Consider the following 24,150-nt stretch of genomic DNA (forward strand, 5'->3'; position numbering starts at 1 on the left):
GATGCGCCTGCCGTCGGAGCTCCACGCCGCCGAAGAGACGCGATCCTGGTGCCCCTCGAGCCGCAGGGGCTTGCCCGTCCCATCGGCGTTCCACACCCGGGCGGTCTTGTCCAAGGAAGCGGTGACGATGCGCCTGCCGTCGGGGCCAAATGCCGCCGAAGAGACGCCATCCTGGTGCCCCTCGAGCCGCAGGGGCTTGCTCGTGTCATCGGCGCTCCACACCCGGGCGGTCTTGTCCCCGGAAGCGGTGACGATGCGCCTGCCGTCAGGGCCAAACGCCGCCGAATAGACGCGCTCCTGGTGCCCCTCGAGCCGCAAGGGCTTGCCCGTCCCATCGGCGTTCCACACCCGGGCGGTCTTGTCCCCGGAAGCGGTGACGATGCGCCTGCCGTCGGGGCTCCACGCCGCCGAATAGACGCGAGCCTGGTGCCCCTCGAACTGCAAGGGCTTGCCCGTGCCATCGGCGTTCCACACCCGGGCGGTCTTGTCCCAGGAAGCGGTGACGATACGCGTGCCGTCGGGGCTGAACACCGCGGAATAGACACGATCCTGGTGCCCCTCGAGCCGCAGGGGCTTGCCCGTGCCATCGGCGTTCCACACCCGGGCGGTCTTGTCCCAGGAAGCGGTGACGATGCGCCTGCCGTCCGGGCCAAACGCCGCCGCATGGACGCTGGCCTGGTGCCCCTCGAGCCGCAGGGGCTCGCCCGTCCCATCGGCGTTCCACACCCGGGCGGTCTTGTCCCCGGAAGCGGTGACGATGCGCCTGCCGTCGGGGCTAAACGCCGCCGAATAGACGCGATCCTGGTGCCCCTCGAGCCGCAGGGGCTTGCCCGTGCCATCGGCGTTCCACACCCGGGCGGTCTTGTCCAAGGAAGCGGTGACGATGCGCCTGCCGTCGGGGCTCCATGCCGCCGAATAGACGACATCCTGGTGCCCCTCGAGCCGCAGGGGCTTGCCCGTGCCATCGGCGTTCCAGACCCAGGCGGTCTTGTCCCCTGAAACGGTGACGATGCGCGTGCCGTCGGGGCTCCACGCCGCCGAATAGACGACATCCTGGTGGGAGAGAACCACGCTCGCGATTCCCTGGTGCTTGGCCCAGAGGGCCAGCTCGCGCCACCGCGGCGGAAGCTCGCCCGCAGGCTCCATCTCGCGTAGGAGGGCGAGGACCAGGGTCGGGTCGGACTGATGCTCGCGGGCGCTCGCCATACGGCTGGCATTCCGCGCCTCGGCCGCCCGCTTGTCCGCCTGGGCGGCGCTCTTCCGGGCGTCGTCGGCGCTCTTCTGCGCCTCCGCGGCGCTCTCTTGGGCCTCTACGGCCTTGTCATCGGCCCGCCTCGCCTGGCTTTTGGCCTGCACGCCGAGGAGCGAGACCACGAATGCAAAGAACGCGAGAAACGCAATGACCCCGCCGGTCACCTGGCGGCGGCGCCGCCGCGACAGCGACGCGAGCCGAACGACAGCTTCGAGATACCCCCGATCCCGCTTCCCGAGCCCGAGCGTCCCCTCCGCGTCGCCTTCGGCCTTCTTCCGCGCGAGCCATTGCTCCGCCTTGCTCGCCGCCTCGTCGCGCCACAAAAACCCCTCCGCCTTGCCGTTCTTCTCCCATTGCGAAGCCGCGCTCCGCAGCTCGACCAGGAACTCCGCGTCCTTCTCGTTCTCGTCGAGCCATTGCTCGAGCTTCGCCCACCGCTCGATGAGCGATTCATGCGTCAGCTCGACGGTCTTGCCCTCGCGCTCGCCGCCCGCCTCGATGGAGAGCAGCCGCGCATCCGCCAGATGGTGCACCACCTGCTCGGCCATGGACGCCTCCTCCGAGAGCGCGCAGAGCTCCTCCAAGCGCACCACCGCGCGCGTCCGCTCCGGCGTCACCAGGCGCAAGAAGATGGCCCGCGCGAGTTGCTGCTCGGACACGCTCATCCCCGAGAGGACCGCGTCCGCGTGCGCCGAGAGCGCGCCCGAGGCGCCGCCGAGCGCGCGATACGCCTTCCGGGTCAAGAGCCGCTCTTGCCGGTCGCGCGCCTCCCATAACTTCGTCGCCGTGAACTGCAAGAGCGGCAGCGGGCTCTTCATCCCTCCGAGATCGCCGAGCATCTCGTCGCAGAGCCCCTCGTCCTCGAACCGATAACGCGCCGCCTCGAGCGGCGTTTGGAGCGCGCTCCGCATCCCATCGGCCGTCATGGGCGGCAAGAACATGAGCCCCCGGGTCATCGCCGAGAGAAACCGCCGGTCCTCCGACACGCGATCGAGAAAATCCGCGCGGATCGTCACGATCACCCGCAGCGGCGACGACGCGTCGTCGGCCACGCCCTCGAGGCACGCGCAAAACGCGGCCCGCTCCGACGCTTCGCTCCCCAGCGTATACAGCTCCTCGAGCTGATCCACGAAGAGCAGAATACGGTGCTCGCCCCCGCGCCTTCTGCACCGCGCGCGCAGCCTTTCGCCGAGCGCTCCCGGCTGGGTCCGCAAGAGCTCGGCGAGCGCCGCCGGATCGGCTACACCTTCCGCCGCCGCGTCGCCCGAGCTATCCGCGAAAAACGCGAGCACGTCGGCGAGCGCGGCGAGAGGACGCCGCCCCGGGCGAAGGACGAACGCCTCCAGCTCGCGGCCCGCGCGCCGGAGCGCCGGGATGACGCCCGCTCGCACGAACGAGGATTTCCCCGCGCCCGAAGCGCCCGCGATGGCGACGAGCTGCTGATGGCGGAGCTTACCGAGCACCGCGGCGATCTCGTCGTCACGCCCGAAGAACCGCGCGGCGTCCGATTCTTGAAATGCCGAGAGGCCCGCGAAGGGGCTCTCGTCCTCGGCGAGCGCCGCGGGCTTCTTCGTCTCTGCGCCGAGCCGCTCGAGCAGCCCCACGAGCTCCTTGGCCGATCCGATTCGCTCGCTCTTGCGCTTCTTCAAGCACCGATCGATCACCTCCGCGAGCGCATGGCCCGCGCCGAGCTTGTCACGGGCGCTCGGCATGGGCGTATCGAGATTGGAAACCCCCATGAGATCCGGCAGGTCGAGCGGCGCGAGCGGATGCGCGCCGGTCGCGAGCTCGAACAGGATGAGCCCCGCGGCCCAGACATCGCTGCGCCCGTCGAGTGGCTCGCCGAGCCATTGCTCCGGCGACATGTACGGCATCGTGCCCACGAGCGCGCCATCCTGCGTCAGAGTGGACCATTGGGGTTTGGAGCCGACCGCGGCGGGCCATGTTTGCATGAGATCGAGGGAGACCTGCTTGGCGATGCCGAAATCGACCACCTTCACCTGGCCGTCGTCGGCCAGCAGGATATTTTCGGGCTTCAGATCCCGGTGGACGATGCCCATGGCGTGCGCGCAGGCGAGGGCGCGCGCGACGGGGAGCATCCGCTCCACGACCACGGCTGTGGTGTCATGCCCCCTCTCCGTCATGGCCTCGCGCAGCGTGCGCCCCTCGATATACTCGAGGACCATGTACGGAGACCCGTGCGCGTCGTCGACATCGTAGATGACGACGATATTCTCGTGCTTGCATTGCGCCGTCGCGCGCGCCTCGGCGAGGAAACGCGTTGCCGCTTGCCCCGTATGCTCGAGCAGAAACTTGATGGCGACGAGCCGGCCGAGGCGAACGTCACGGGCCAGAAAGACCATCCCCATCCCGCCCGCGCCGAGCTTACGAATGAGCTCGTAATGTTTGAGGACCGTGCCTGGCTGCAAATGGAGATGGGCGCCGGAGGCTCCCGCGGGCATCGCCCGATCGTGTGGAGTGACGGCAGGCACGGCGCTCGAAGGCGCGGCGAGCGTGTCCATCAGCGCATCCGCGGGCGCATGCGGTGTGGAGGCGCCTTTTCGAGCCGCGGAGGATGAATCGTCGGAGGAGGCCATGACGGTGCGACTTTAGAGACGTGGGGAGTGATGCTCGGCCATGTTCTTCCGACAGCGCTTCCCTGTCAAAGGACAACCCTCGCGCAGCTCTGGACCCGCGGACCTACGCATCGGACGGCGCCTTTGGCCATCGAGATCAAGACGCGGGCCGCATCGCGCAGCCGCTCGGGCCCTTCCCCTCGGGACAAGCGCAAGGGCCGGCGTCGACCTGCGGGTCGGATCCCGGGTCGGAGTCGAAATTTCCGCCAGCGTCCGGAGGCAAAGGGGCGAGCGGGTCGTCGGGCGCGGAGACGCAGCCGGTAAATGCGGACGCGATTGACGAGCACAGCGCAAGCTGCCAAGGAGAATTCATGCAGAATCGAATCGCTGTCTTCCTTTGCGCCATCGCCGGTATCGCGGGCGGCGCCGCTTGTCGTCCCGACACGTCCACGCCGAGCGAGAGCATCAGCCATGATACGGGCGGGCGCGGTGGGAGAGCCGGCGCCGGCGCGATGGAGCTCCGCGCGCGTTTTCCTCAGAAAGCGCCGGCGATCCTCGACGTAGGAGAGAGCTTCCTCCCTGTGGAGAACGGCTTCGCCTCTCCGTCCCCGCTCTCGCGCACCTCCGGCCGCAGGGGGCTCATGATGAGCCTGCCCGCGGCGGCGCCCCGCGCAGTCGTTTTGCATACGCCCGACGGATTCGAGATCCGCGTGCGAGAGCGAGGCCTCGTCGGCCCGGGCGCGCCCGAAAACCTCGCGGTCGTGTATCCTCGCGAGGGGGGTTCGTCCTTCTGGACCGCCGTCGAGGCAGGATATGAGGAGTGGCTCCTGCTCGACGAGCACGCGACGGCGGGGGACGGGCCCGTCGCAGCGTGGGACGTCGAAGGCGCCGCGCTCCGGCAGGACGGGGACGCGGTGGAGGTGCTCGACGCGGCGGGCGGGACGCGTGTGCGCGTCACGGCGCCGGCAGCCTGGGCCGAGGACGGGCGTCCTGTGGACGTGAAGCTCGTCGCGCGGGAGGCCACGATCGAGCTCTTCGCCGACATCGAGGGCGAGTCGCTCCTCGTCGACCCGTTGTGGACCTCGCCGCCGGCCATGACCACGCCGCGCTGGAACCACGCGGCGGCGCTCCTGCAAGACGGCAGAGTCCTCATCACGGGCGGCGCGACCACGGGCAACTGGGATTTACCGACGGCCGCCGTCGATATCTACGACGTCGCGACGAACACCATCACCGCCGCCGCGCCGATGCTCGTCCCCCGCAATTACCACACGGCGACGGTCCTTTCGGACGGCCGCGTCCTCGTGGCCGGCGGCTTGACCACGAACGGTGTCTCGCTGCAGAGCTGCGAGATCTACGACCCGACCATGAACACCTGGTCGTCCGCCGCGGCCATGAATGTCCGGCATCGCCGGCACGCCGCGGATATCCTCTCGAATGGTCAGGTCGTCGTTGTCGGCGGCTACGCCGACACCTACGCCACTTCGGCGGTCGAGCGGTACGATCCCGCGACGGACACGTGGGCGTCCGCGGGGAGTCTCTCGCTGGCTCGCGCGGATTTGCGCGTGACGGCGCTCCCGGACGACCGCGTGCTCGTGACGGGCGGCTTTTCGACGGTGCCGGGGGGCGCGGCCTACGTCTACAACGCCGACATTTGCAGCCCGATGCAGGGCACGTGTACGACGCTCGCGCCGATGAACGCCTTCCGCGGGATGCACACGGCGACGCTGCTCCAGAATGGCCTGGTCCTCGTCGCCGGCGGCCTGACGAACGGCTCGACGGCGACGTCGGCGGTGCAGCTCTTCGATCCCGCGACGAACGCGTGGCTGCCGGCCGCTTCGCTTGGCGTGGAGCGTGGCCACCACGTCGCCGCGCGCTTGCTGAACGGCAAGGTCCTCGTCGCGGGCGGCGGGTACGGCGGCACCTACCTGGCGAGCGCGGAGGTCTACGACCCGCAGACGAACACCTGGACGAACACCGCGTCGATGTCGGGGACGCGCATCCGGGCCACGGGCACGACGCTGCCGAATGGCAAGGTCCTCGTCACGGGCGGCTTCAACGGCACCCCCACCGCGAGCACGCGGCTCTACGATCCGGCCGAGGCCAACGGCGTGAGCTGCGCGGTCGCGAGCGACTGCGAGAGTGGCTTCTGCGTCGACGGCGTCTGCTGCAACACGGCCTGCGACGCAGGCGACTGCGACGCGTGCTCGATGGCGGCCGGCGCGGAGGCGGACGGCACCTGCGCGCTGCTCACGGGCCCGGTGTGCAACGATGGCGACGCCTGCACGCAGGTCGACACGTGTACCCATGGCGTATGCGAGGGGAGCAACCCCGTCACCTGCGCCGCGCAGGACCCATGCCACGAGCCCGGTACGTGTGATCCTGCCACGGGCGCCTGCTCGAACCCCGAAAAGCCCAACGGCTCTGTCTGCAACGACGGCAATGCCTGCACCCAGGCCGACACCTGCAATGCAGGCACCTGCACCGGCGCCGAACCCGTCACCTGCGCCGCGCAGGACGCATGCCACGAGCCCGGCACGTGTGATCCTGCCACGGGCGCCTGCCCGAACCCCGAAAAGCCCAACGGCGCGCCATGCCCCGGTGGTGCGTGCATGACCGGAACCTGCGTCCCGGATGGCGCTGGCGGCGGCGGTGGTAGCGGCGGCGCTGGCGGTAGCGGCAACGGTGGCTCCGGCGGCAACGGTGGCTCCGGCGGCAACGGTGGCTCCGGCGGCAACGGTGGCTCCGGCGGCAACGGTGGCTCCGGCGGCGCTGGCGGTAGCGGCAGCGGTGGCTCCGGCGGTGGTGGCGGCTCCGGCGGTGATTCCACGGGCACCGGCACCGGCGGCTCTACCTCCTCCGGCGGCAGCGCTCCCCCCCAGGACGGCGGTTGCGCTTGCCGCACCACTCCAACGCCCTCCGAGAGCCCCGCCCGCTGGGCCGCCCTCGTCCTCGTCGCCGCCGCTGCTGCGCACCGCCGCAGGCGGCCCCCGGCGCTACGCTAGAACATCGATCCGTTCGTTGAGCTGCGAACTTCGGGCTCGCATGAAACGTGAGGCCAAAGCCGAGCCGCGCGGTGCCGCCCACCAGCGTCAGCGCCGGCGTGCCGGGCGGCGATGAGGGTCTGCGCTATGGATGATTCGATTCCGCTTCGGTGACGCTCAGGACGGCCTGCGCGGAGCGGTCTTGCCAGCGGGTGCCGACCCAGATATCGTATCGGCCTTCCGGAGCGTTCGAGAAATCGATCGTCGGATTCCGCGTGCCGTACGAGTCGTCGGAGCAGTACCATTGGCCAGACGGGTCGGAGATGAGCAGCGTGGTATCTTCGCCCGACGTCACGTAGAAGCGCAGCAAGGTCGTGACGCCCTCGCGACGGACGCGGTAGTCTGGCGCATCCGCAACGAAGCCTTCGCAGCCGGAGCGGACCGAGCTCGCGTTGTTGTACCCACCCGCCGTGACAATCACGAAAAATGGGTCACTCGAGAAACCAGCCCGAAGCGTGGTCTCGCCCTCGCGTGGGTTCAAGGAAAAGTCGATCCTCGCGAACGCGCTGGTCGCCACCAATAGCGCGGTGAGGCCTGCGAAATAAGCCACGGATGACTTTTTCATGGAGTTCTCTCCTCCCGGTCGCTCTCGAGAGCGTCCTCTGGATCATGTTGTGATGTGGACGTCAGGCGGCAAGCGAGCCACGACCCGACGATGCGCGGCGAATGAATCCGTAACGGAAGCGGCTATGGAAGCGGAGGCGCACCTCATCGGCCCCCTGCACAGGCTCACGCGGCGATGAGGGTCCGGGCGTGCCGTCCGTCGCAGGACGGCACGCCTTCTGCCAGCTTGGATCACCCATGAGACACAAAAAAGGCGACGCCAGCCGGCGCTGACACACCGACCGGCGTCTGACCCGAAACCCGCAAGCACGGAGTTCCAGGCTATGGCCAAGGTAGACGTCCCCCCCGAATCCGCCAAGAAACCTACACGCATTCCCTCCCCGGAGGCGTCTTTCGAGCGGTTTTACCGCGAATGCCGCCCCTTCGTCCGCTCCACCCTTCTCCGGCGCGGCGTCCCGGAGCGGGAGGCAGACGACCTCGTGCAGGAGGTCTTCGTCATTGCCTGGCGCCGCCGGGACAACCTCGTGACGCCCGAGGGCGCGCGGTCGTGGGTCTCCATGATTGCGCTGTATGTCGCCTCGAATCATCGAAGGCTCGTGCGATATCGCGTGGAGCATCTGGCCGACGGCGATCTGCCGGAGCCGGCGTTCGAGCCGCGGGTCGTGGAGGCGATGGATGCTGCGCGACGGATGGAGCGGGCCATTCGGAGGCTCAGCCGGAAGGTGTGGGCGGTGGTCCGCGCGTATTTGATCGACGGCCGATCGATGCCGGAGATCGCTCGGACGTTGCGGATTCCGCTCGACACCGCGTATGCCCGGCTCGGGCTGGCACGTCGGCGGCTTTTGCTCTGACCTCACCCACCCCAACCCTCCCTTTCCACGGCAATCGAGCTAAGAGTTTCGCGCACTTAGCAGCCTGTGGAATTATCGTCGCGAGCGCCCCGAAGCTAGGGCGACGGAGCGAGGAATCCTGAAGGATTTCGAGCGATGTCGACCGCCGATTCGGGGCGCGCAGCAGATAAGTCCACAGGCTGTTAGCGAGATGAGATCCCTGGTCAGCCCACCACCCGCTTCCTCTTCCGCGCCCCCGCCCCCAGCGCCTCGAAGCTCGCGCGGTTCGCCTCATCCTTGGCGAACTCCATCCGCCCCGCGCCTTCGATCCGCGCGACAGCCGCCAGAATCCGATTCCCCATCCGATTCCGCTCCTGCGTCGTCAGCGGCGCGCTTGCGCGCTTTTGCTCCTGCACCGCATCTGCATTCGTGATCGCCACGAGCGCCGCCGCGAGCCCATCGAGGTCCTTCTGCACGATCCCGAGGGACGCGGCCTCGGCCGGGTTCTCCTTGGCGCGGTCGAGGATCTGCTGAATCGCGGCCTTCACGTCGCGCACGCTCGTCTCGTACACCTTCTGACCGATACCGTAGGCGTGTTTCACGTCGGTGGGGGCTTGGGCGCGCCGAATGGCAGCGCGCATCTGCCGCACCTGCGCGTACCCCTGCGCGAGCGCGACGTTTTGCGCGCTCGTGGCGGCGACCGCCTCGCTTCGGGCTTGTTTTGCTCCGGGGACGACGTCGCCGAGCTTCTCGATGTCGTCCGAGAGGGCCTCGATCATCCCCTGTGGAAGCCGCGGGCCGAGGGCGGCGGCGTGGGTGACGGCGAGGTTCAACGCTTTGAGGCCGAGTTGCGTGATCGCGTTGAAGTCTTTGCTCGGATATGTGCTCTTCACAATCGAAGTCGTATTCATGACGGTTCCTCCCTCGACGCGTCGTGGAGGTACGGCGTCGTGTGTCGGCCGCGGGCCGTCGCCCAGCCATGCTAAACACGACCCGGGACAAGCGCAACGGTACCCCGGAAAAGCGCAACACCATCCCGGATGAGCGCGACGACACCACGGAGGAGCGCAACGACGCTCCGGACGAGCGCGACGACATCACGGGTGAGGGCAACGACACTCCGGAGAAGCGCAGCAACACTCCGGAAGAGCGCAACACCATCCCGGAAGTGCACAACACCATCCCGGAAGTGCACAACACCATCCCGGAATGGCGCAACACCACACGGGAAAGACGCGATGACACTGCGGAAGAACGCGACGACGTTCGGGAACAGCCCAACGGCGTCATGGAGTGACAGAACCCACATCCGGAGGGCGGTGAGCCATCCGGAGCACGCTAGAACGAACCAGTGGACCGCTCCAAAACAGAGCAGCCCTGGAAACGACGAACCCCCCGCCCCCTTACCCTCCGAGCCTCCCCATCCCCGCCCCCGCCGCCCTCCCCGCGCGACCATGGAACCCTCGGATCCCGCGCCCTGAACATCACCGCGCCTCGTGCAACCAAGCCTCCCACGAGCCCGGCGCCCGTCTTGGCGCCCCACCCCCCCGATGCTAGGTTCCGACCCCCCAGGCACGGTTGCCGGACGCTCCTCAGAACCGCATGAAACGCGCGCTCATCACCGGCATCACGGGCCAGGACGGCTCCTACCTCGCGGAGCTCCTCCTCTCGAAGGGCTACGAGGTCCACGGCATCATTCGCCGGTCCTCCTCCTTCAACACCGAGCGCATCGACCACCTCTACCGTGACCCGCACGAGCGTGGCGTCCGCCTCTTCTTGCATCACGGCGACCTCAACGACGCCTCCTCGCTCCAGTCTGTCATCGCCGAGGTCCAGCCCGACGAGATCTACAACCTCGGCGCGCAGAGCCACGTCCGTGTCTCCTTCGACATCCCCGAGTACACCGGCGAGGTCACGGCTCTCGGCGCCATTCGCCTCCTCGAGGCCATGCGCAAGATGCGCGTCTCGGCGCGCTTCTACCAGGCGAGTTCGAGCGAGCTTTACGGCAAGGTCGCCGAGATCCCCCAACGCGAGACCACGCCCTTCCACCCCCGCAGCCCTTACGCCGCGGCCAAGGCGTATGCCTTCTACGTCGCGCAGAACTACCGCGAGGCGTACGGCATGCACATCTCGAACGGCATCCTCTTCAACCACGAGAGCGAACGCCGCGGCGAGACCTTCGTCACCCGCAAGATCACGCGCGCCGTCGGCCGCATCAAACATGGCCTCCAGCGCGACCTCTGGCTCGGCAACCTCGATGCCCGCCGCGACTGGGGCCACGCCGAGGACTACGTCGAGGCCATGTGGCTCATGCTCCAGCAGGACCAGGCCGACGATTTCGTCGTCGGCACCGGCGAGACCCACTCCGTGCGTGAGTTCCTGGAGCTCGCGTTCCGGCATGCGGGCCTCGACTGGCAGGAGTACGTGCGCATCGATCCCAAGTATTTCCGGCCGGCCGAGGTCGACGTCCTCCTCGCCGACCCCACGAAGGCGCGGGAAAAGCTCGGGTGGACGCCCAAGGTCACGTTCCCGGAGCTCGTGCGGCGCATGGTGGATTCGGACCTCGAGCTCGCGGCGCGGGAAAAGCGGGCCCGGGGATGAAGGGCGCGTTCGGGTACGTCAGCGGCAGGCCCGGCTCCCCGATCGACGAGGTCCGGTTCGCCCCGAACGCCGTGACGTCCCCCGACGGCCGCTTCACGCTCGTTTTCGACGGGGACGTCGCGTCCCCGGAAAGCGTCCTCGCCGCGTACGCCGCTCACGGAAAACGCGCGATCGAATCCCTCCGCGGCGCCTTCGCGCTCGGCCTTTGGGACGCAACCGAGCGGACCCTCCTCCTCGCCCGGGACCCGCTCGGCGTCCGGCCCCTTTATTTCGCCACTGCGCCCGGAAAACTCGCCTTCGCCTCCGAGGTCTGGCCGCTCGCCACCCAGGGTTTTGTCGAAAAACGTTTGTCCCGCCGCGCCGTCGCGAGTTTCCTCGCCACGGGCGCCGTCGCCGAGCCCGACACCATCCTCGAAGGCGTCTCGCCCCTCCCGCCCGCCACGATTCTCACGTACCGCGAGGGCCACGCGCGCAGCGCCACGTACTGGGAGATGCCGATCGAGCCGCGCAGGCCCCATGCCGGAGCGCCCTTCGAAGCCGTGCTCGCCGAGGCCCTTTCGACGCCGACGACCCCACCCCGCGCCCTCGACGAACGCGACATCGCGGAGGCCATCGAGGCGCTCGATCAACCGTCCACCTCGTTCCCGGGCGCCTTCCACGCCGCGAAATCCGCGGGCGGGGCGGCCTTTTCGGGCCTCGGCAAGAGCGCGCTTTTCCCCGCCGTGGGCCGCGTCCTGCGCTTCAGCGCGCTCCTCGCCGCGGGCCGATCCGTCGAGCGCGCGTACACGGAGCTTCGCAGCACGACCCCCCCCAACGAGCTTGCCTCCCTCGTTTCTCCGGATATCGCCGACGCCACGCTCCTCCCGGTCATGATCCCCGAGAAGCTCGAACCCGCCCTCGCGCGCCGCGCCCTCCTGCCGGATCGCGCCCTCGCCGCGCTCGACCTCGCGAACGACCTCCGGGACATGGCCCTGCGCGACGCCGACGTCGCGAGCCGCCGCCTTGGCATTCCGCTCCGCGCCCCGCTCCTCGATCGCGCCCTCGTCGAGCACGCCCTTTCCCTTCCTCCGCCGAGGTACCGGCTCACCCTCGCGCGCCCGGCGACCGCGCCGTTCGCCGCGTGGCTCAAAGGCCCGCTCCGCTCCTTTGCCGAACGCCTCCTCCTCGACGAGGCCCGGACACGCGCCCCTTTCCTCGACGTCCCCGCCATCACCCGGCAGTGGCGCCATTTCCTCGCGGACGAACGTGACCTCGGGGCGCCGTGTCTCTTTGCTTTGACCACGCTCGTCGCCTATCTGAAGAGCCATGACGCAACGATCTGACGGAGGACTCTGCTGACATGGGACTCGGCGCAGCACGCAAGACCGCGCTCGTCACGGGCGCCGCGGGTTTCCTCGGCTCGCACCTCGTCGATCGATTGCTCGACGAGGGCTACGAGGTCGTCGGCATCGACAACCTCATGACCGGCGACCTCGGCAACCTCGAGCGCGCCGGCCGCGACCCGCATTTCCACTTCCAGATGGGCGACGTCCGCGAGCCCATTCACGTCTACGCCGAGCTCGTCTTCAACTTCGCCTGCCCCGCCTCGCCCATCCATTACCAGAGCGACCCCTACGCCACGCTCACCACGAGCGTCATGGGCGCCCTCCGCCTCGTCGAAATGGCCCGCGGGCGCCGCTGCACCATCGTCCACGCCTCCACCTCCGAGGTCTACGGCGACCCCACCGTCCACCCCCAGCCCGAGAGCTACTGGGGCAACGTCAATCCCATCGGCGAGCGCTCCTGCTACGACGAAGGAAAACGTTGCGCGGAGACGCTCCTCAACGACGCCCGCCGCGCCTGGGGCGTCGACGTCCGCATCGCGCGTATCTTCAACACCTATGGCCCGCGCATGGCCTTCGACGACGGCCGCGTCGTCTCCAATTTCATCGTCCAGGCGCTCCGCGGCAAACCGCTCACCCTCTTCGGCGACGGCAAACAAACCCGCTCCTTCTGCTTCGTGAAGGACCTCGTCGAGGGCATCCTCGCCCTCGCCCGCCCCGAGCCCATCGAGGGCCCCGTGAACCTCGGCAACCCCGAGGAATTCACCATTCGTGAGCTCGCCGAAGAGGTCCTCCGGCTCCTCAACTCCGACCTCGACATCATCCACGCGCCTTTGCCTGCCGACGACCCGCGCCAGCGCAAACCCGACATCACCCGCGCCCGCGAGCTGCTCAACTTTGCCCCGCGTATCGGCCTCCGCGACGGCCTCCGCGCCACCGTCGCCGATTTCCAGGCCCGGCTCGCCGAGCGCAGCGCGAAAGGACGATAGGCCCACCCATGGTCCGGATCGCGATCCTCGCGACGCACCCGATCCAGTACCAGGCGCCGCTCTACCGCGCCCTCGCCGCGCGCGACGACGTCGCGATCAAGCTCTTTTTCTGCTGGGATTTCGGCGTCAAGGAGACCCGCGACCCCGGCTTCGGCAAGACCATCCGCTGGGACGTCCCCCTCCTCGAAGGGTACGACCACGAATTCGTGCCGAACGTCTCGAAGCGCCCCGGCACGGACCATTTCTTCGGCCTCGTCAACCCCGGCGCCTTCGCGCGCATGTCCACGTTCCGGCCCGACGTCATCATCGTCCACGGCTACGCCCACGCCACCGAGCACGACGTCATGGTGCGGGCCCACCGCAAGGGCATCCCCGTCCTCCTCCGCGGCGAATCGAACCTCCTCGCCGAGCGCCCCGCGCACATCGCGCTCGCCAAGCGCCTCGCCTTGCCCCCGATCTTCCGCCGCCTCGGCGGCGCCCTCGCGATCGGCACCCTCTCCGCGCAATACTTCGAGCATTACGGCGTCCCGAAAGAGCGCGTCTTCCTCGCGCCCTACAGCGTCGACAACTCGTTCTTCCAGTCCCAGGCCGACACCGTCCGCGAAGAGGCCCGCGCCTTCCGCAAGGAGCTCGGCATTCCCGAGAACGACCTCGTCGTCAATTACGCTGCCAAGCTCATCCCCGTGAAGGGCTGCGCCGATCTGATCCGCGCCTTCGCCGCGCGCCCGCGCCCGAATGCCCACCTCGTCCTCGTCGGCGACGGCCCGCTGCGCGGCGAGCTCGAATCCCTCGCGAAATCGCTCTCCGCCCGCGTCCATTTCGTCGGCTTCGTCAACCAGAAGCGCATGCCGGCCGCGTATGCCCTCGGCGACGTCTTCGCCTTGCCCTCGCGCTTCGAGCCCTGGGGCCTCGCCGTGAACGAGGCCATGAACCTCGGCCTCCCCATCATCGCCTCCGATCAGGTCGGCGCCGTCCCCGACCTCGTCGGCCCCGACAATGGCTGGGTCTTCCCCGCGGGCAGCGTCGCGGCGCTCACGCGTGTCCTCGACGAGGCCCTCGCGCACCACGACGCCCGCGTCTCTCGCGGCAAGGCCTCCCTGCGCCGCATCGCCGCCTGGGACATCCCGCAGACCGCCGAAGGCTTCGTCCGCGCGGCTCGCGCCGCCTCGTCGCGCTCATGAAGCTCGCGTTCCTCTGCCCCGACCTCGTCGACGCGCCCCACGGCGGCATCCCCACCGTGAGCCGCCAGCTCCTCCGCCAGCTCGAACGGATCGCCCGGGAACGCCGCGTCCCCCTCGATTACGACGTCTGGGCCCTGCACGACGCGCCCCACGATGCCCGCGACGTCGCCCGCGAGGTCGGCCTACAAACCCCGCCGAAACGCTTCCGCTCCTTCGGCGGCTCTCGCCTCGGCATGCTCGCGGCCGCCGCGCGCGAGCGCTCGGACGCCGACCTCGTCTTCACGACCCACATCGGCCTCGGCCCCGTCGCGCGCCTCCTCCGCCCTCGACGGGTCCCCGTCGTGCAGTTCCTCCACGGCGTCGAGTGCTGGCGCCCCTTGCCCGCTCACCAGCGCGTCGGTATTTGGGGCACCAATCTTTTGATCAGCAACAGTGCCTTCACGCTCGGCCGCTTCCACGACTGGAACCCGGAACACCGGTCCACGCCGAGCAAGGTTTGCTGGCTCGGGCTTTCCAATGACCGCGCAGTTGACGCTCGGGGGCTACGCTCGGACGAGCCGAGCTACGCACCCGAAGACACCGGCCTCTCCGCCCTGATCGTCGGCCGCATCCACCCCGAGGAGCGTTACAAGGGCCACGCCGAGCTCCTCGCCGTCTGGAACCACGTCCGTCGCCAGTGCCCCGGCGCGCGCCTCGACATCGTCGGCGACGGCGCCGCGCGCCCTGCCTACGAAGCGCAGGCCAAACGCCTCGGCCTCCTCGAAAGCGGCGCCGTCCGCTTCTGGGGCCGCATCCCCGACGACGAGCTCCGCGCCCTCTACCAGCGCACCACCGTCTTCGCCATGCCGAGCCGTGGCGAGGGCTTTGGCCTCGTCTACCTCGAAGCCATGGCCGCGGGCGTCCCGTGCATCGGCTCGCTCGACGACGCCGCGCGCGAGGTCATCGTCGACGGCGAGACCGGCCTCTCCGTGCGCTACGGCGACCACGAGGGCCTCGCGCGTGCCCTCGTCGAGCTCTTCAGCGACCCCGCCTTCCGCGCCCACCTCGGCCACGCCGCCCGCGCGCGTGTCCTCGCCTCCTTCACCGAAGACCATTTCGGCGCGCGCATCTGGGACGCCCTCGCCGCGCTCCACCCCCGAGCTTTCGCGGCAGGCACCGCATGAGCGCCGCCGGGGCCGAGCAAACCGAACGCCTCGGCGCGCCCGGCATGGCCGAGCGTGTCCTTCGTGGCGTCGCGGCGATGAGCGTCGTCGCGCTCGTCGGTTACGTCGGCCAGTTCGTCGTCGTCCCCATCGGCATGCACGCCTGGGGCCCCGCGCGCTACGGCGAATGGACCTCGCTCTCGGCCCTCGTCGCGTTCCTGACGATGACCGACCTCGGCGTCCAGTCGCATGTCGTCAACCGCATGTGCGCGCATCACGCGCGCGGCGATCACGACCTCTTCCTCGCCGACCTCCACAGCGCCCTCCGCCTGCAAACCCCGCTCGCGATCGGCATCTGGATCGTCGCCGCGCTCGTCACCGCGGTCTTGCCGCTCGAAACGTGGCTCGGCATCACCACCGCGACGCACCTCGAGACCTACCTCACGCTCGCGCTCCTCGGCATCGAGCTGCTCATCGGCGTCCCGCTCGGCGCCGTCCGCGGCACCTACCGCGCCACCGGCCAGCTCGTCCGCGCCGCGTATCTCACGGCCATCAAGCGCGCCGTCGAGATGGCCTTGCCCGCCGCGCTCATGCTCGCCGGCGCGCGTTTTCCCGTCGTCGCGCTCGCCCGTGTCGTCTGGGCCCTCGCGCTCGACGTGTACGTCCTGCGCGACTTGCACCGGCAAAACCCCTGGTTCCGCCTCACGCCCCTCGGCGGCGATCGCGCGACGGGCCTGCGCATGCTCGCGCCCGGCGCGCTCTTCTTGCTCGCGGGCCTCGGCGAGTTCCTCGCCAACCAGGGCAACCTCCTCGTCGTGCAGTCCGTCATCGGCGGCGAGGAGGTCTCTCGCTTCGCGACCCACAGGAACATCGCGAACATGGGCCGCATGCTCTCGATCCAGTTCACGACCGTCGTCTGGCCCGAGCTCACCGCGCTCGACGCCCTCGGTGATCCCTCGCGCCTCGTCCGCGCGCATCGCACCACGGCCAAGCTCTCGGGCTTCGTCATCGGACTCGCGCTCCTCGGCTTCTTGCCCCTCGCCGAGCCCGTTTACTCCGCGTGGACGCTGAAAAAACTCTCGCTCGATCTGCCCACGCTCGGGATGCTCGTCGCGCAGGCCATCCTCTGGGGGTTCTGGGGTGTCGGCTCCACCGCGCTCCTCGCGACGAACCGCCAGGGCCGCGTCGCGGTCCTGCTCACGGCGAACGCGGCGCTCGTGTTCGTCCTGTCCGTCCTGCTCGTCCCGCGTTTCGGCATCCGGGGCGTCGCGGCTGCCGCGCTCCTCGCGGATCTCGCCCTCGCGGCCTGGATCGTCCCGCGCGCCGCGTGCCAGGCGCTCGGCGACCGGTTCAGCGGGTATGCCCGGGAAATCCTGGGCGCGCTGGGCCTCGGCTTGCTCGTCCCGGCCGCGGTCTCGGCCGTATTTTGGTTTTTCCTCCCCGAGGGCCTCGTCCGGGCTGTCGTCGTGCCGCCCGTGTTCGGGGCCCTCGCGCTCACGCTCTTCTGGATCGCGCTCGCCCCCGAGGAGCGCGAGACTGCCCGGGGGATCGCCGGGAAAATCCGTCGAAAGCTCGGCGGCACGCGGGGAGATGCCGCATGATCCGTACCTGCGACACGAAGGAAAGCGCCTCATGAAAGACAAACACATCCTCGTGACGGGAGGCTTCGGCTTCCTGGGCAGCCACCTCGTCGAGCGCCTGCTCGCCGACGAAGACGCCCGCGTCCACGTCGTCGACAACCTCAGCACGAGCCCCCTCGACCACGAGGCCTACGTGCGCCGCGTGAACGACCCGCGCCTCACGTACGACATCCTCTCCGTCGAGGACTACTACACGCGCGGCTCCTTCGCGCCTTTCGCCGAGATCTATCACCTCGCCTCGGTCGTCGGCCCCGTCGGCGTCCTCGCTCATTCCGGCAAGATCACGAAGAGCATCACGGACGACACCTACCGCGTGATCGACATCGCGAACCGCACGGGCGCGCGCCTCTGCGACGTCTCCACGAGCGAGATCTACGGCGGCGGCCGCGACGGCTACTGCTCGGAGAACGACAACAAGATCATCACGCCCAAGGTCTCGGTCCGCCTCGAGTACGCCGTGGCCAAGCTCGCGTGCGAGATCGCGCTCGTCAACACGTGCAAGGTCTCGGACCTCTTCGCCGTGATCATCCGCCCCTTCAACATCGCGGGCCCGCGCCAGTCGGGCAAGGGCGGGTTCGTCTTGCCGCGCTTCATCAAGCAATGCCTCGCGGGCGAGCCGCTCACGGTCTACGGCGACGGCAGCATGATCCGCGCCTTCACGCACGTCGTCGACGTCGCCGAGGGCATCGTCCGGGCCTTGCGCCTCGGCCGCCGCGGCGAGGCCTACAACATCGGCAACCCGCAGAACAAGATCAGCATCCGCGACCTCGCCGAGCGCACCGTGCGCCTCACCGCCTCCGAGAGCCGCATCGATTACGTCGACCCGAAGGCCCTCTTCGGCCCGCTCTTCGAGGAGGCGAACGACAAGTACCCGGACGCCGACAAGGCCATGGGCGAGCTCGGCTGGCGTCCTCGCGCAGACCTCGACACCGTCATTCGCGACAGCGTGGAGTACATTCGTGCGGGGCGCCTCGACTGATCCTTTGCCTCCCAAGCTTTCCCCTCGGCCGCCGCCACGCGACGGAGAAGCGCCCCCGCGTGTCTCCGTCGTCATGCCGACGTACAAGCGCGCGCGCCTGCTCGGCGCCACGCTGCGCTCGATCCTCGCCCAGACATTCGGCGATTTCGAGCTGCTCGTCCGCGACGACGGCCCGGGCGGCGACGGCACCGAGGAGGCCGTGCGCGAGGCCGCGGCCGGCGATCCGCGCGTCAAATACCACCGCAACCCGAAGAACCTGCGCATGCCGGCGAACCTCAACGCCGGCATCGAGGACGCCGCCGGCGAGCTCATCGCGGTTTGCCACGACCACGACCTCTACCACCCCGACTTCCTCGCCGAGCTCGTGCGCCTGCTCGACCGCCACCCGCGCGCGCTCTTCGCGCACACGGGCCTCGAAATGGTCGACCAGGACGACGCGCCCCTCGGCGCGGTGCACGTCGGCCCCTGGCCCGAGCTCACGCGCGGCCGGGCTTGGCTCGACTTCATGCTCCGGAGCTTCAGCTCCCCGGTCTGCGCGCTGACGCTCGTCCGGCGCGAGGCCCACGAGCGGTATGGCCTCTACGATCCGACGTATGGCTTCATCGCCGACGTCGAGATGTGGATGCGCCTTTGCGAACACGGCGACGTCGCGTATGCGGCCCGCCCTCTCGTCCGCGTGCGCAATCGCGAGGACGGCCACGACGTCGACGTCAATCCCTGGCCGATCCACGCCTTCTCCTTCGCCATTCACCGCAAGTACGTCCCGCGCCACTTCCAGGGCCCTTTGCGCCTCGCGAAAGAAGCCGCGCTCGCGCTGCGCGCGGACAAACAGGTCCTCCACGAGGTCGCCTCGCGCCTCCGTCACGGAAAACCCATCGGCCTCGGCGCCTCGCTCGGCCCGCTCCGCGAAAGCGCCGGCCCGCTCTCCCGCGCCCTCTTGCCCCTCGTGGGCCCGCTCGAATCCCTTCTTTCGGAGAAACGATCGTGAAGACCTCGCTCCTCGTCGGCCAGAGCCCCCTCGGCATGATCCCGCGTGTCCTCGACGAGATCGAGGGCACGCGGATCCTCGACGTCGGCTGCGGCGTCGGCGTGTACGGCTTCATGCTCCGGCACCGCTGGCAGGACACGCCGCTCGGCTTCCGCCAGGTCCGCGAATACGACCGCCGCGACCCGCGCCTCGACGAGCCCGAGCTCCTCAGCGGCTGCGACCTCACGGTCCACAACCTCCGCCGCACCGCCCATCACCGGAGCTACGACGAGCTCGTCCTCGCCAGCGCCGATGCCCTCCCTTACCCCGACGATTACGTCGACACCCTCCTCTGCATCGAGGTCCTCGAGCACCTCGACAAACCCGCGGCCCTGCGCGCCCTCCGCGACTTCGAGCGCATCGCCCGCAAACGTATCGTCATCACCGTCCCGCGCGAATCGCTCGACCCGCACACCGGCCACGACGAGCGCGCCTTCTTGCGCCTCGACACCCCCGATCCCGACGTCCAGGCCTGGACCTTCGCCGAGACGCACCGCTCCGCCTTCACGCCGGCCGAACTCCGCTCGCTCGGCTTTCGTTGTGGCCGCAAGGTCGAGCCGGGCCCGCGCGCCCCGCTCCAGCTCGCGATGGCGCTCTGGCAGACCTACGGCCCGCCCGGCGGCCAGCTCCTCGCCGTGAAGGACCTCGACAAACCCGAGCGCGCGGGCCGCGGCGCCCTCCCGAAGGCGCCCACGACGACCGAAGGATTCCCCGATTACCGGCCTGCGGAGCGCCGCCCGGCGCATACCCCTGCCGTCGAGGTCGGCTGAACCGCATTCCGCATGGACGCGACGCTTGCCAGGCCCTTCACGCCCGCCGCGGGAGCCCGCGCGGGAGGCCTCCTCGACCGTCGGTACGGCCCGCTCGTCCCCCATGCGCTGCTCCTGTTCATCGGCTTCGTCACGCTCTGGCTCTCCAACGAGCCCTCGACCACGCTCTACGTCACCGGCGCCGCCGTCATCGTCGTCTTTCCGTGGATCATTCTCCTCGAGGTCCGACGCGCGCCGCTCGGCCTCAGCCCGATCTCGTTTTATTTCGGCTGGAACACGGTGTCCCTCGGCTTCGCGGCCATCCACCACGCGAACAAGCTCGCGGACGGCATTCCGATCCGCTTCAGCGTCCAGCACATCTACCCGGACGAGCTCGCCGCGGGGTATCTCATGTACCTCGTCGGCTCGTTCGGGCTCCACGCGGGGCTGCAGTTCATGCGCCCCATCCCGGAGCCCGGCGATCGTTCGCCGCCCGTGGGCTCGGGCTTCTTGCTCCTCTGGGCGCTCGGCATCGCCATGCGTTTCGCCGGCCCCATCCTCGGAAGCCTCGGCGCCTTGCGCGGCATCGTGCAATGGGGTTCGCTCGCGGCGCTCACCGGGTATGCGATCCACCAGGGCGGAAACCACAGGCGCGCCTCGTTCTGGATTCTCTTCACCATTGGCACGGCCGCCGAGTTCGCCGTCAACCTGCGCGCCGGGTCGAAGGCGTTCCTCATGTTCAGCTTCCTCCCGGCGGCCCTGCTCTTCGCGCGCCAGCGCCCCTTGCGCCGCTGGCTCCCGGTCCTCGGCATCGCGCTCAGCGTGTTTTACCTCGGCGTCATCGCGCCCGTCGTCTCCGCTGCGCGACAGGCGTCCGAGGTCGCCGGGGAAAACCAGAGCGACCGCATCGTCCGCACCTACACGCAAGGCGATTACGGGGACGGCGACAGCATCACCGATCAGGCCACCGCCTTCTTCGAGCGCTCCTTCGAGCCCATCCCCGCCTCCTTCCTGTACGGCGAGGTCGAGCGGCACGGCTACCGCTATGGCGACACCCTCGATTACCTCGCGTACGCCTTCGTCCCCCGCCTCTTCTGGCCCGACAAACCCGCCGTCTCCCGCGGCGCCTGGTTCTACTATTACATCGGCGCCGCCCGCTCCGAGGACGAGGCCACGACCTCCATCGCCCAGACCGCCTCCGGCGAGCTTTACTGGAACTTCGGCTTCCCGGGGGTCGTCTTCGGCATGGGCGCGCTCGGCGCGCTTTTTGGTGTCCTCTGGCGGCTCACGACGCCGTTCCCCGAGCAGGATCCGATCCGGCTCGTCCTCTATATCGCCCTCGTCTTCAACATGATCGACATGTCCGAGGCGGGCGGCACCCTCGTCAACATCGTGTTCCGCGCCCTCATCCTCGTCCCCTCGATCCTCCTCCTCGACCGCACCGCGCGAAAAGGCGCGGAGGCCCCTCCCGGGGCGCGAGCCCTCTCATGATCCCCGCCGCCCTCACCCGCCTCGCCCACGCATTGCCGCCGGTTTGTCACGCCCGATTGCCGCGCACCGGCCTCGGCAACATGCTCCTCGTCTGGGCCCGCGCCGCGGCGTTCGCCGAGCTCAACGGATTGCCCCTCGTCACCACGGGCTTCGGGGCCGTGCGCGTCGGCCCGTGGCTCCGCGGCGAGCGCCAGAAGCGCATTTACGTCGCCGATTTCCTCCCGCCCTCCCCGGCGCGCCTCGCGCACGCGACCACGCTCGCGCTCGCCGGCCGCGTCGTCCGCGAGCCCCCCGTGGCGCGCCTCCCCGAGGGCGCGGACAAAAACGGCACGGTCTACGTCTACGACACTCTCCCCGACTTCTTCATGAGCTTCGCCGAGCACCGCGATTTCTTGCGCCGGAGCCTCCTCGCGATGCTCGCGCCCACGCGCCGCCGGGCCCTCGACGCGGCCGCGGCTCCGTTCATCGGCGTCCACGTCCGCGGCGGAGATTTTGGCCCTCTCGCGCCGGGCCACGACCTCTCCCGCTCCCTCGGCCCCACGCCGCTCTCCCATTTCATCCGCCTGATCGAAGGCATTCGCGCGATCGCCTCCGAACCCGTCCCCGTCACGGTCTTCTCCGATTCGAGCGACCACGAGCTCGCGCCCTTGCTCGCCCTCCCGCGGACCACGCGCGCCCCCGAGCGCCCGGCCATCGTCGACCTCCTCTTGCTCGCGCGGAGCCGCGTCGTCATTCCCTCCGCGTGGAGCACCTTCAGCATGTGGTCCGCTTTCCTCTCCGACGCCCCTGTCCTGCTCCACCCCATGGAACACGAGCACCTCCGCTCGATCCGCCCCGCCTCCCTCAATCGCCGCTTCTACGAGGGCACGGTCCCCCAGAACATCGCCGACTGGCCCCCGCTCCTCCGGGAAAACCTCGCCGCCTTGAAAACGAGGACACCATGAGCGGCCTGCGAACACGCCTCCTGCAAGCCGCTCGCCTCGTGGGCCTCGATCCCGCGGCGCTCCGCGACATCACCCGCGGCCTCCCGCGGTTTGCCCGCGACGCCCGCGCTTATCGTTCGGCGCACGGCGGCCGCGGCCCTTTCCCGCTCGAACCCTCCTCGCTCTATCCGATCGTCACCGACTGGCAGGAGAGCGCGGGCCTCGCGAGCGGCCATTACTTCCACCAGGACCTCTGGGCCGCGCGGAAGATTCATGCCCGCCGCCCCGCGCGCCATGTCGACGTCGGCTCGCGCATCGACGGCTTCGTCGCGCACCTGCTCGCCTTCATGCCCGTCGAGGTCGTCGACATCCGCCCTCTCGAAAGCAAGCTCGAAGGCCTCACCTTCGTGCAGAGCGACGCCACCACGCTCGACCAGTTCCCCTCCGGCAGCGTCGAATCCCTCTCGAGCCTCCACGCCGTCGAGCATTTTGGCCTCGGCCGTTATAGTGATCCCATCGATCCGGACGGCTGGCAAAAAGCGATGCGCTCGCTCGCGCGTATCCTCGCTCCGGGCGGCCGCCTCTATTTCTCGGTCCCCATGGGCCGAGAGCGCCTCGTCTTCAACGCGCATCGCATCTTCTCGCCGCGCACCGTCCTCGATACGTTCAACTCCGCGGGCCTCTCGCTCATCTCGTTCGCGGCCGTGGATGACGCCGGCGACCTCGTCGAGAATGCCGACCCTGCCCATTTCGAGGCCGCGCGCCACGCGTGTGGCCTCTTCGAGCTCGGCCGATGAGCGAGGGACGAGGCACGACCGAACCGGCCCGTATTGCTGGCCTCGATACGCTCCGCTTCATCGCGGCGGCGATGGTCGTCCTCTCCCACCTCGGCCCGCCGCCCTTGCTCGCGGGCCTCGAACGCACGAACCGCGTGGCCTTTCTCCTCTCCGCCTCGTATGGCGTCGCGTGGAACGGCCCGGCCGCGGTCATCGTCTTTTTCGTCATCTCGGGCCTCTGCATCCACTGGCCCACGCTCACGCGGCGCCCGTACTGGCCCGAGTATTTCGCCCGCCGCTACGTCCGGATCGGCATTCCCCTCCTCGCCTCGATCGCCCTCTCCACCGCGGTCGGCATTCCCTACGTCGGCCTCTCCGAGTCGATCCTGTGGAGCCTCCAGTGCGAGCTCATTTATTACACGCTGTATCCGATCCTCCTCGCGCTTCGTGACCGTTTCGGCTGGCGCCCGCTCATTGCCGCCTCGTTTGCCCTCGCGACCGCGGTCATCGTGCTCGTCGATCCCCGCGCGCTCCCTTATCCGGCGTACGGCTGGGCGCTTCAATGGATCATCGGCTTGCCCTGCTGGCTGCTCGGTTGCTTGCTCGCCGAACGGATCCACGAACGCCCGGCCCGGACGAACCCCCGCATCTGGGCATGGCGCCTCGCCGTCTGGCTCGCGAGCGCGGTGGCCCTCGCGCTCCGGTTTCATTCTCCGATCGGTTATCCCTGGACGCTGAACGCCTTCTCGCTCCTCGTGTACGCGTGGCTCCTCGTGGAGATCCCGCACCTCGCGACCGTACGCGTGCCCCGCTTCTCCGAGCGCCTCGGCCTCTTCAGTTATTCGCTCTACCTCGTCCACCTCGCCGCGTGGGAGGTCTTCAAGAAATACTATCACTGGAAGCTCGGCTACCTCGTCGACTGGTCGCTGCTCATGGCCCTCTCGCTCGGCGTCGCGTACCTCTTTTTCCGCGTCTGCGAGGATCCCTCGCAAAAACTCGCGCGGCGCCTCGCGAAATCGCTCCGCCCGAAACCCGCGGCGCCCCTCCCGGCCGCCTGACGCGCG

Annotated in this window: 19 protein-coding genes; 16 read left to right on the top strand and 3 right to left on the bottom strand. The window is 69.3% G+C overall.

Annotated features, from left to right (window positions below; all coding sequences use genetic code 11):
* A partial coding sequence (locus tag QHF84_RS40710) for a protein kinase (protein ID WP_281318972.1) occupies positions 1 to 3,774 on the bottom strand: 3,774 nt, incomplete at its 3' end.
* Positions 3,775 to 4,199: 425 nt separating this feature from the next.
* Between QHF84_RS40710 and QHF84_RS40715 the strand changes: the two genes are divergently transcribed.
* Positions 4,200 to 6,833 (top strand): kelch repeat-containing protein, encoded by a 2,634-nt coding sequence (locus QHF84_RS40715; RefSeq protein ID WP_281318973.1) that lies wholly within the window; start codon positions 4,200 to 4,202, stop codon positions 6,831 to 6,833.
* Positions 6,834 to 6,957: 124 nt separating this feature from the next.
* On the opposite strand, the gene QHF84_RS40720 is transcribed toward QHF84_RS40715, so the two are convergent.
* Positions 6,958 to 7,437: a hypothetical protein gene (locus QHF84_RS40720; RefSeq protein ID WP_281318974.1), complete on the bottom strand. Its 480-nt coding sequence runs from the start codon at positions 7,435 to 7,437 to the stop codon at positions 6,958 to 6,960.
* Positions 7,438 to 7,759: 322 nt separating this feature from the next.
* Between QHF84_RS40720 and QHF84_RS40725 the strand changes: the two genes are divergently transcribed.
* Positions 7,760 to 8,287 (top strand): sigma-70 family RNA polymerase sigma factor, encoded by a 528-nt coding sequence (locus tag QHF84_RS40725; protein ID WP_281318975.1) that lies wholly within the window; start codon positions 7,760 to 7,762, stop codon positions 8,285 to 8,287.
* Positions 8,288 to 8,490: 203 nt separating this feature from the next.
* Here the strand turns inward: QHF84_RS40725 and QHF84_RS40730 are convergent, their stop codons facing one another.
* The gene (locus QHF84_RS40730) at positions 8,491 to 9,177 is read right to left on the bottom strand and encodes a hypothetical protein (protein WP_281318976.1); all 687 of its coding nucleotides are present in this window, start codon (positions 9,175 to 9,177) and stop codon (positions 8,491 to 8,493) included.
* Between the two features lie 68 nt (positions 9,178 to 9,245).
* Between QHF84_RS40730 and QHF84_RS40735 the strand changes: the two genes are divergently transcribed.
* The 14 genes from QHF84_RS40735 (at position 9,246) to QHF84_RS40800 (ending at position 24,144) form a co-directional block, all read left to right on the top strand.
* A complete protein-coding gene (locus tag QHF84_RS40735; protein WP_281318977.1) occupies positions 9,246 to 9,563 on the top strand; it encodes a hypothetical protein in 318 nt (105 codons plus the stop codon).
* A gap of 305 nt (positions 9,564 to 9,868) precedes the next feature.
* Complete coding sequence (gmd, locus tag QHF84_RS40740) at positions 9,869 to 10,867, top strand: GDP-mannose 4,6-dehydratase (RefSeq protein ID WP_281318978.1); 999 nt, start codon at positions 9,869 to 9,871, stop codon at positions 10,865 to 10,867.
* Positions 10,864 to 12,189, top strand: a complete 1,326-nt coding sequence (locus QHF84_RS40745) for an asparagine synthase-related protein (RefSeq protein ID WP_281318979.1) — start codon at positions 10,864 to 10,866, stop codon at positions 12,187 to 12,189. The genes gmd and QHF84_RS40745 overlap by 4 nt, the downstream gene beginning before the upstream one ends.
* Positions 12,190 to 12,206: 17 nt before the next feature.
* Positions 12,207 to 13,178 (top strand): UDP-glucuronic acid decarboxylase family protein, encoded by a 972-nt coding sequence (locus QHF84_RS40750; protein WP_281318980.1) that lies wholly within the window; start codon positions 12,207 to 12,209, stop codon positions 13,176 to 13,178.
* A gap of 8 nt (positions 13,179 to 13,186) precedes the next feature.
* Positions 13,187 to 14,359, top strand: coding sequence for a glycosyltransferase family 4 protein (locus QHF84_RS40755; protein WP_281318981.1), 1,173 nt, complete (start codon positions 13,187 to 13,189; stop codon positions 14,357 to 14,359).
* Positions 14,356 to 15,522, top strand: a complete 1,167-nt coding sequence (locus QHF84_RS40760; RefSeq protein WP_281318982.1) for a glycosyltransferase family 4 protein — start codon at positions 14,356 to 14,358, stop codon at positions 15,520 to 15,522. The genes QHF84_RS40755 and QHF84_RS40760 overlap by 4 nt, the downstream gene beginning before the upstream one ends.
* The gene (locus QHF84_RS40765; protein WP_281318983.1) at positions 15,519 to 17,102 is read left to right on the top strand and encodes a lipopolysaccharide biosynthesis protein; all 1,584 of its coding nucleotides are present in this window, start codon (positions 15,519 to 15,521) and stop codon (positions 17,100 to 17,102) included. The genes QHF84_RS40760 and QHF84_RS40765 overlap by 4 nt, the downstream gene beginning before the upstream one ends.
* 31 nt (positions 17,103 to 17,133) lie before the next feature.
* Positions 17,134 to 18,120: an NAD-dependent epimerase/dehydratase family protein gene (locus QHF84_RS40770; RefSeq protein ID WP_281318984.1), complete on the top strand. Its 987-nt coding sequence runs from the start codon at positions 17,134 to 17,136 to the stop codon at positions 18,118 to 18,120.
* Positions 18,101 to 19,108, top strand: coding sequence for a glycosyltransferase (locus tag QHF84_RS40775; protein ID WP_281318985.1), 1,008 nt, complete (start codon positions 18,101 to 18,103; stop codon positions 19,106 to 19,108). The genes QHF84_RS40770 and QHF84_RS40775 overlap by 20 nt, the downstream gene beginning before the upstream one ends.
* On the top strand, positions 19,105 to 19,917 hold the full coding sequence (locus tag QHF84_RS40780) for a class I SAM-dependent methyltransferase (protein WP_281318986.1): 813 nt from the start codon (positions 19,105 to 19,107) through the stop codon (positions 19,915 to 19,917). Before QHF84_RS40775 ends, QHF84_RS40780 begins: the two co-directional genes overlap by 4 nt.
* A 12-nt stretch (positions 19,918 to 19,929) precedes the next feature.
* The gene (locus QHF84_RS40785) at positions 19,930 to 21,387 is read left to right on the top strand and encodes a hypothetical protein (protein WP_281318987.1); all 1,458 of its coding nucleotides are present in this window, start codon (positions 19,930 to 19,932) and stop codon (positions 21,385 to 21,387) included.
* On the top strand, positions 21,384 to 22,331 hold the full coding sequence (locus QHF84_RS40790; protein WP_281318988.1) for a hypothetical protein: 948 nt from the start codon (positions 21,384 to 21,386) through the stop codon (positions 22,329 to 22,331). The genes QHF84_RS40785 and QHF84_RS40790 overlap by 4 nt, the downstream gene beginning before the upstream one ends.
* Positions 22,328 to 23,107 (top strand): DUF268 domain-containing protein, encoded by a 780-nt coding sequence (locus QHF84_RS40795; protein WP_281318989.1) that lies wholly within the window; start codon positions 22,328 to 22,330, stop codon positions 23,105 to 23,107. Before QHF84_RS40790 ends, QHF84_RS40795 begins: the two co-directional genes overlap by 4 nt.
* Positions 23,104 to 24,144, top strand: a complete 1,041-nt coding sequence (locus QHF84_RS40800; protein WP_281318990.1) for an acyltransferase — start codon at positions 23,104 to 23,106, stop codon at positions 24,142 to 24,144. Before QHF84_RS40795 ends, QHF84_RS40800 begins: the two co-directional genes overlap by 4 nt.
* The last annotated feature ends 6 nt before the right edge of the window (positions 24,145 to 24,150 follow it).

This window comes from Polyangium sp. y55x31 (assembly GCF_029946505.1).
Taxonomy (GTDB): domain Bacteria; phylum Myxococcota_A; class Polyangia; order Polyangiales; family Polyangiaceae; genus Polyangium.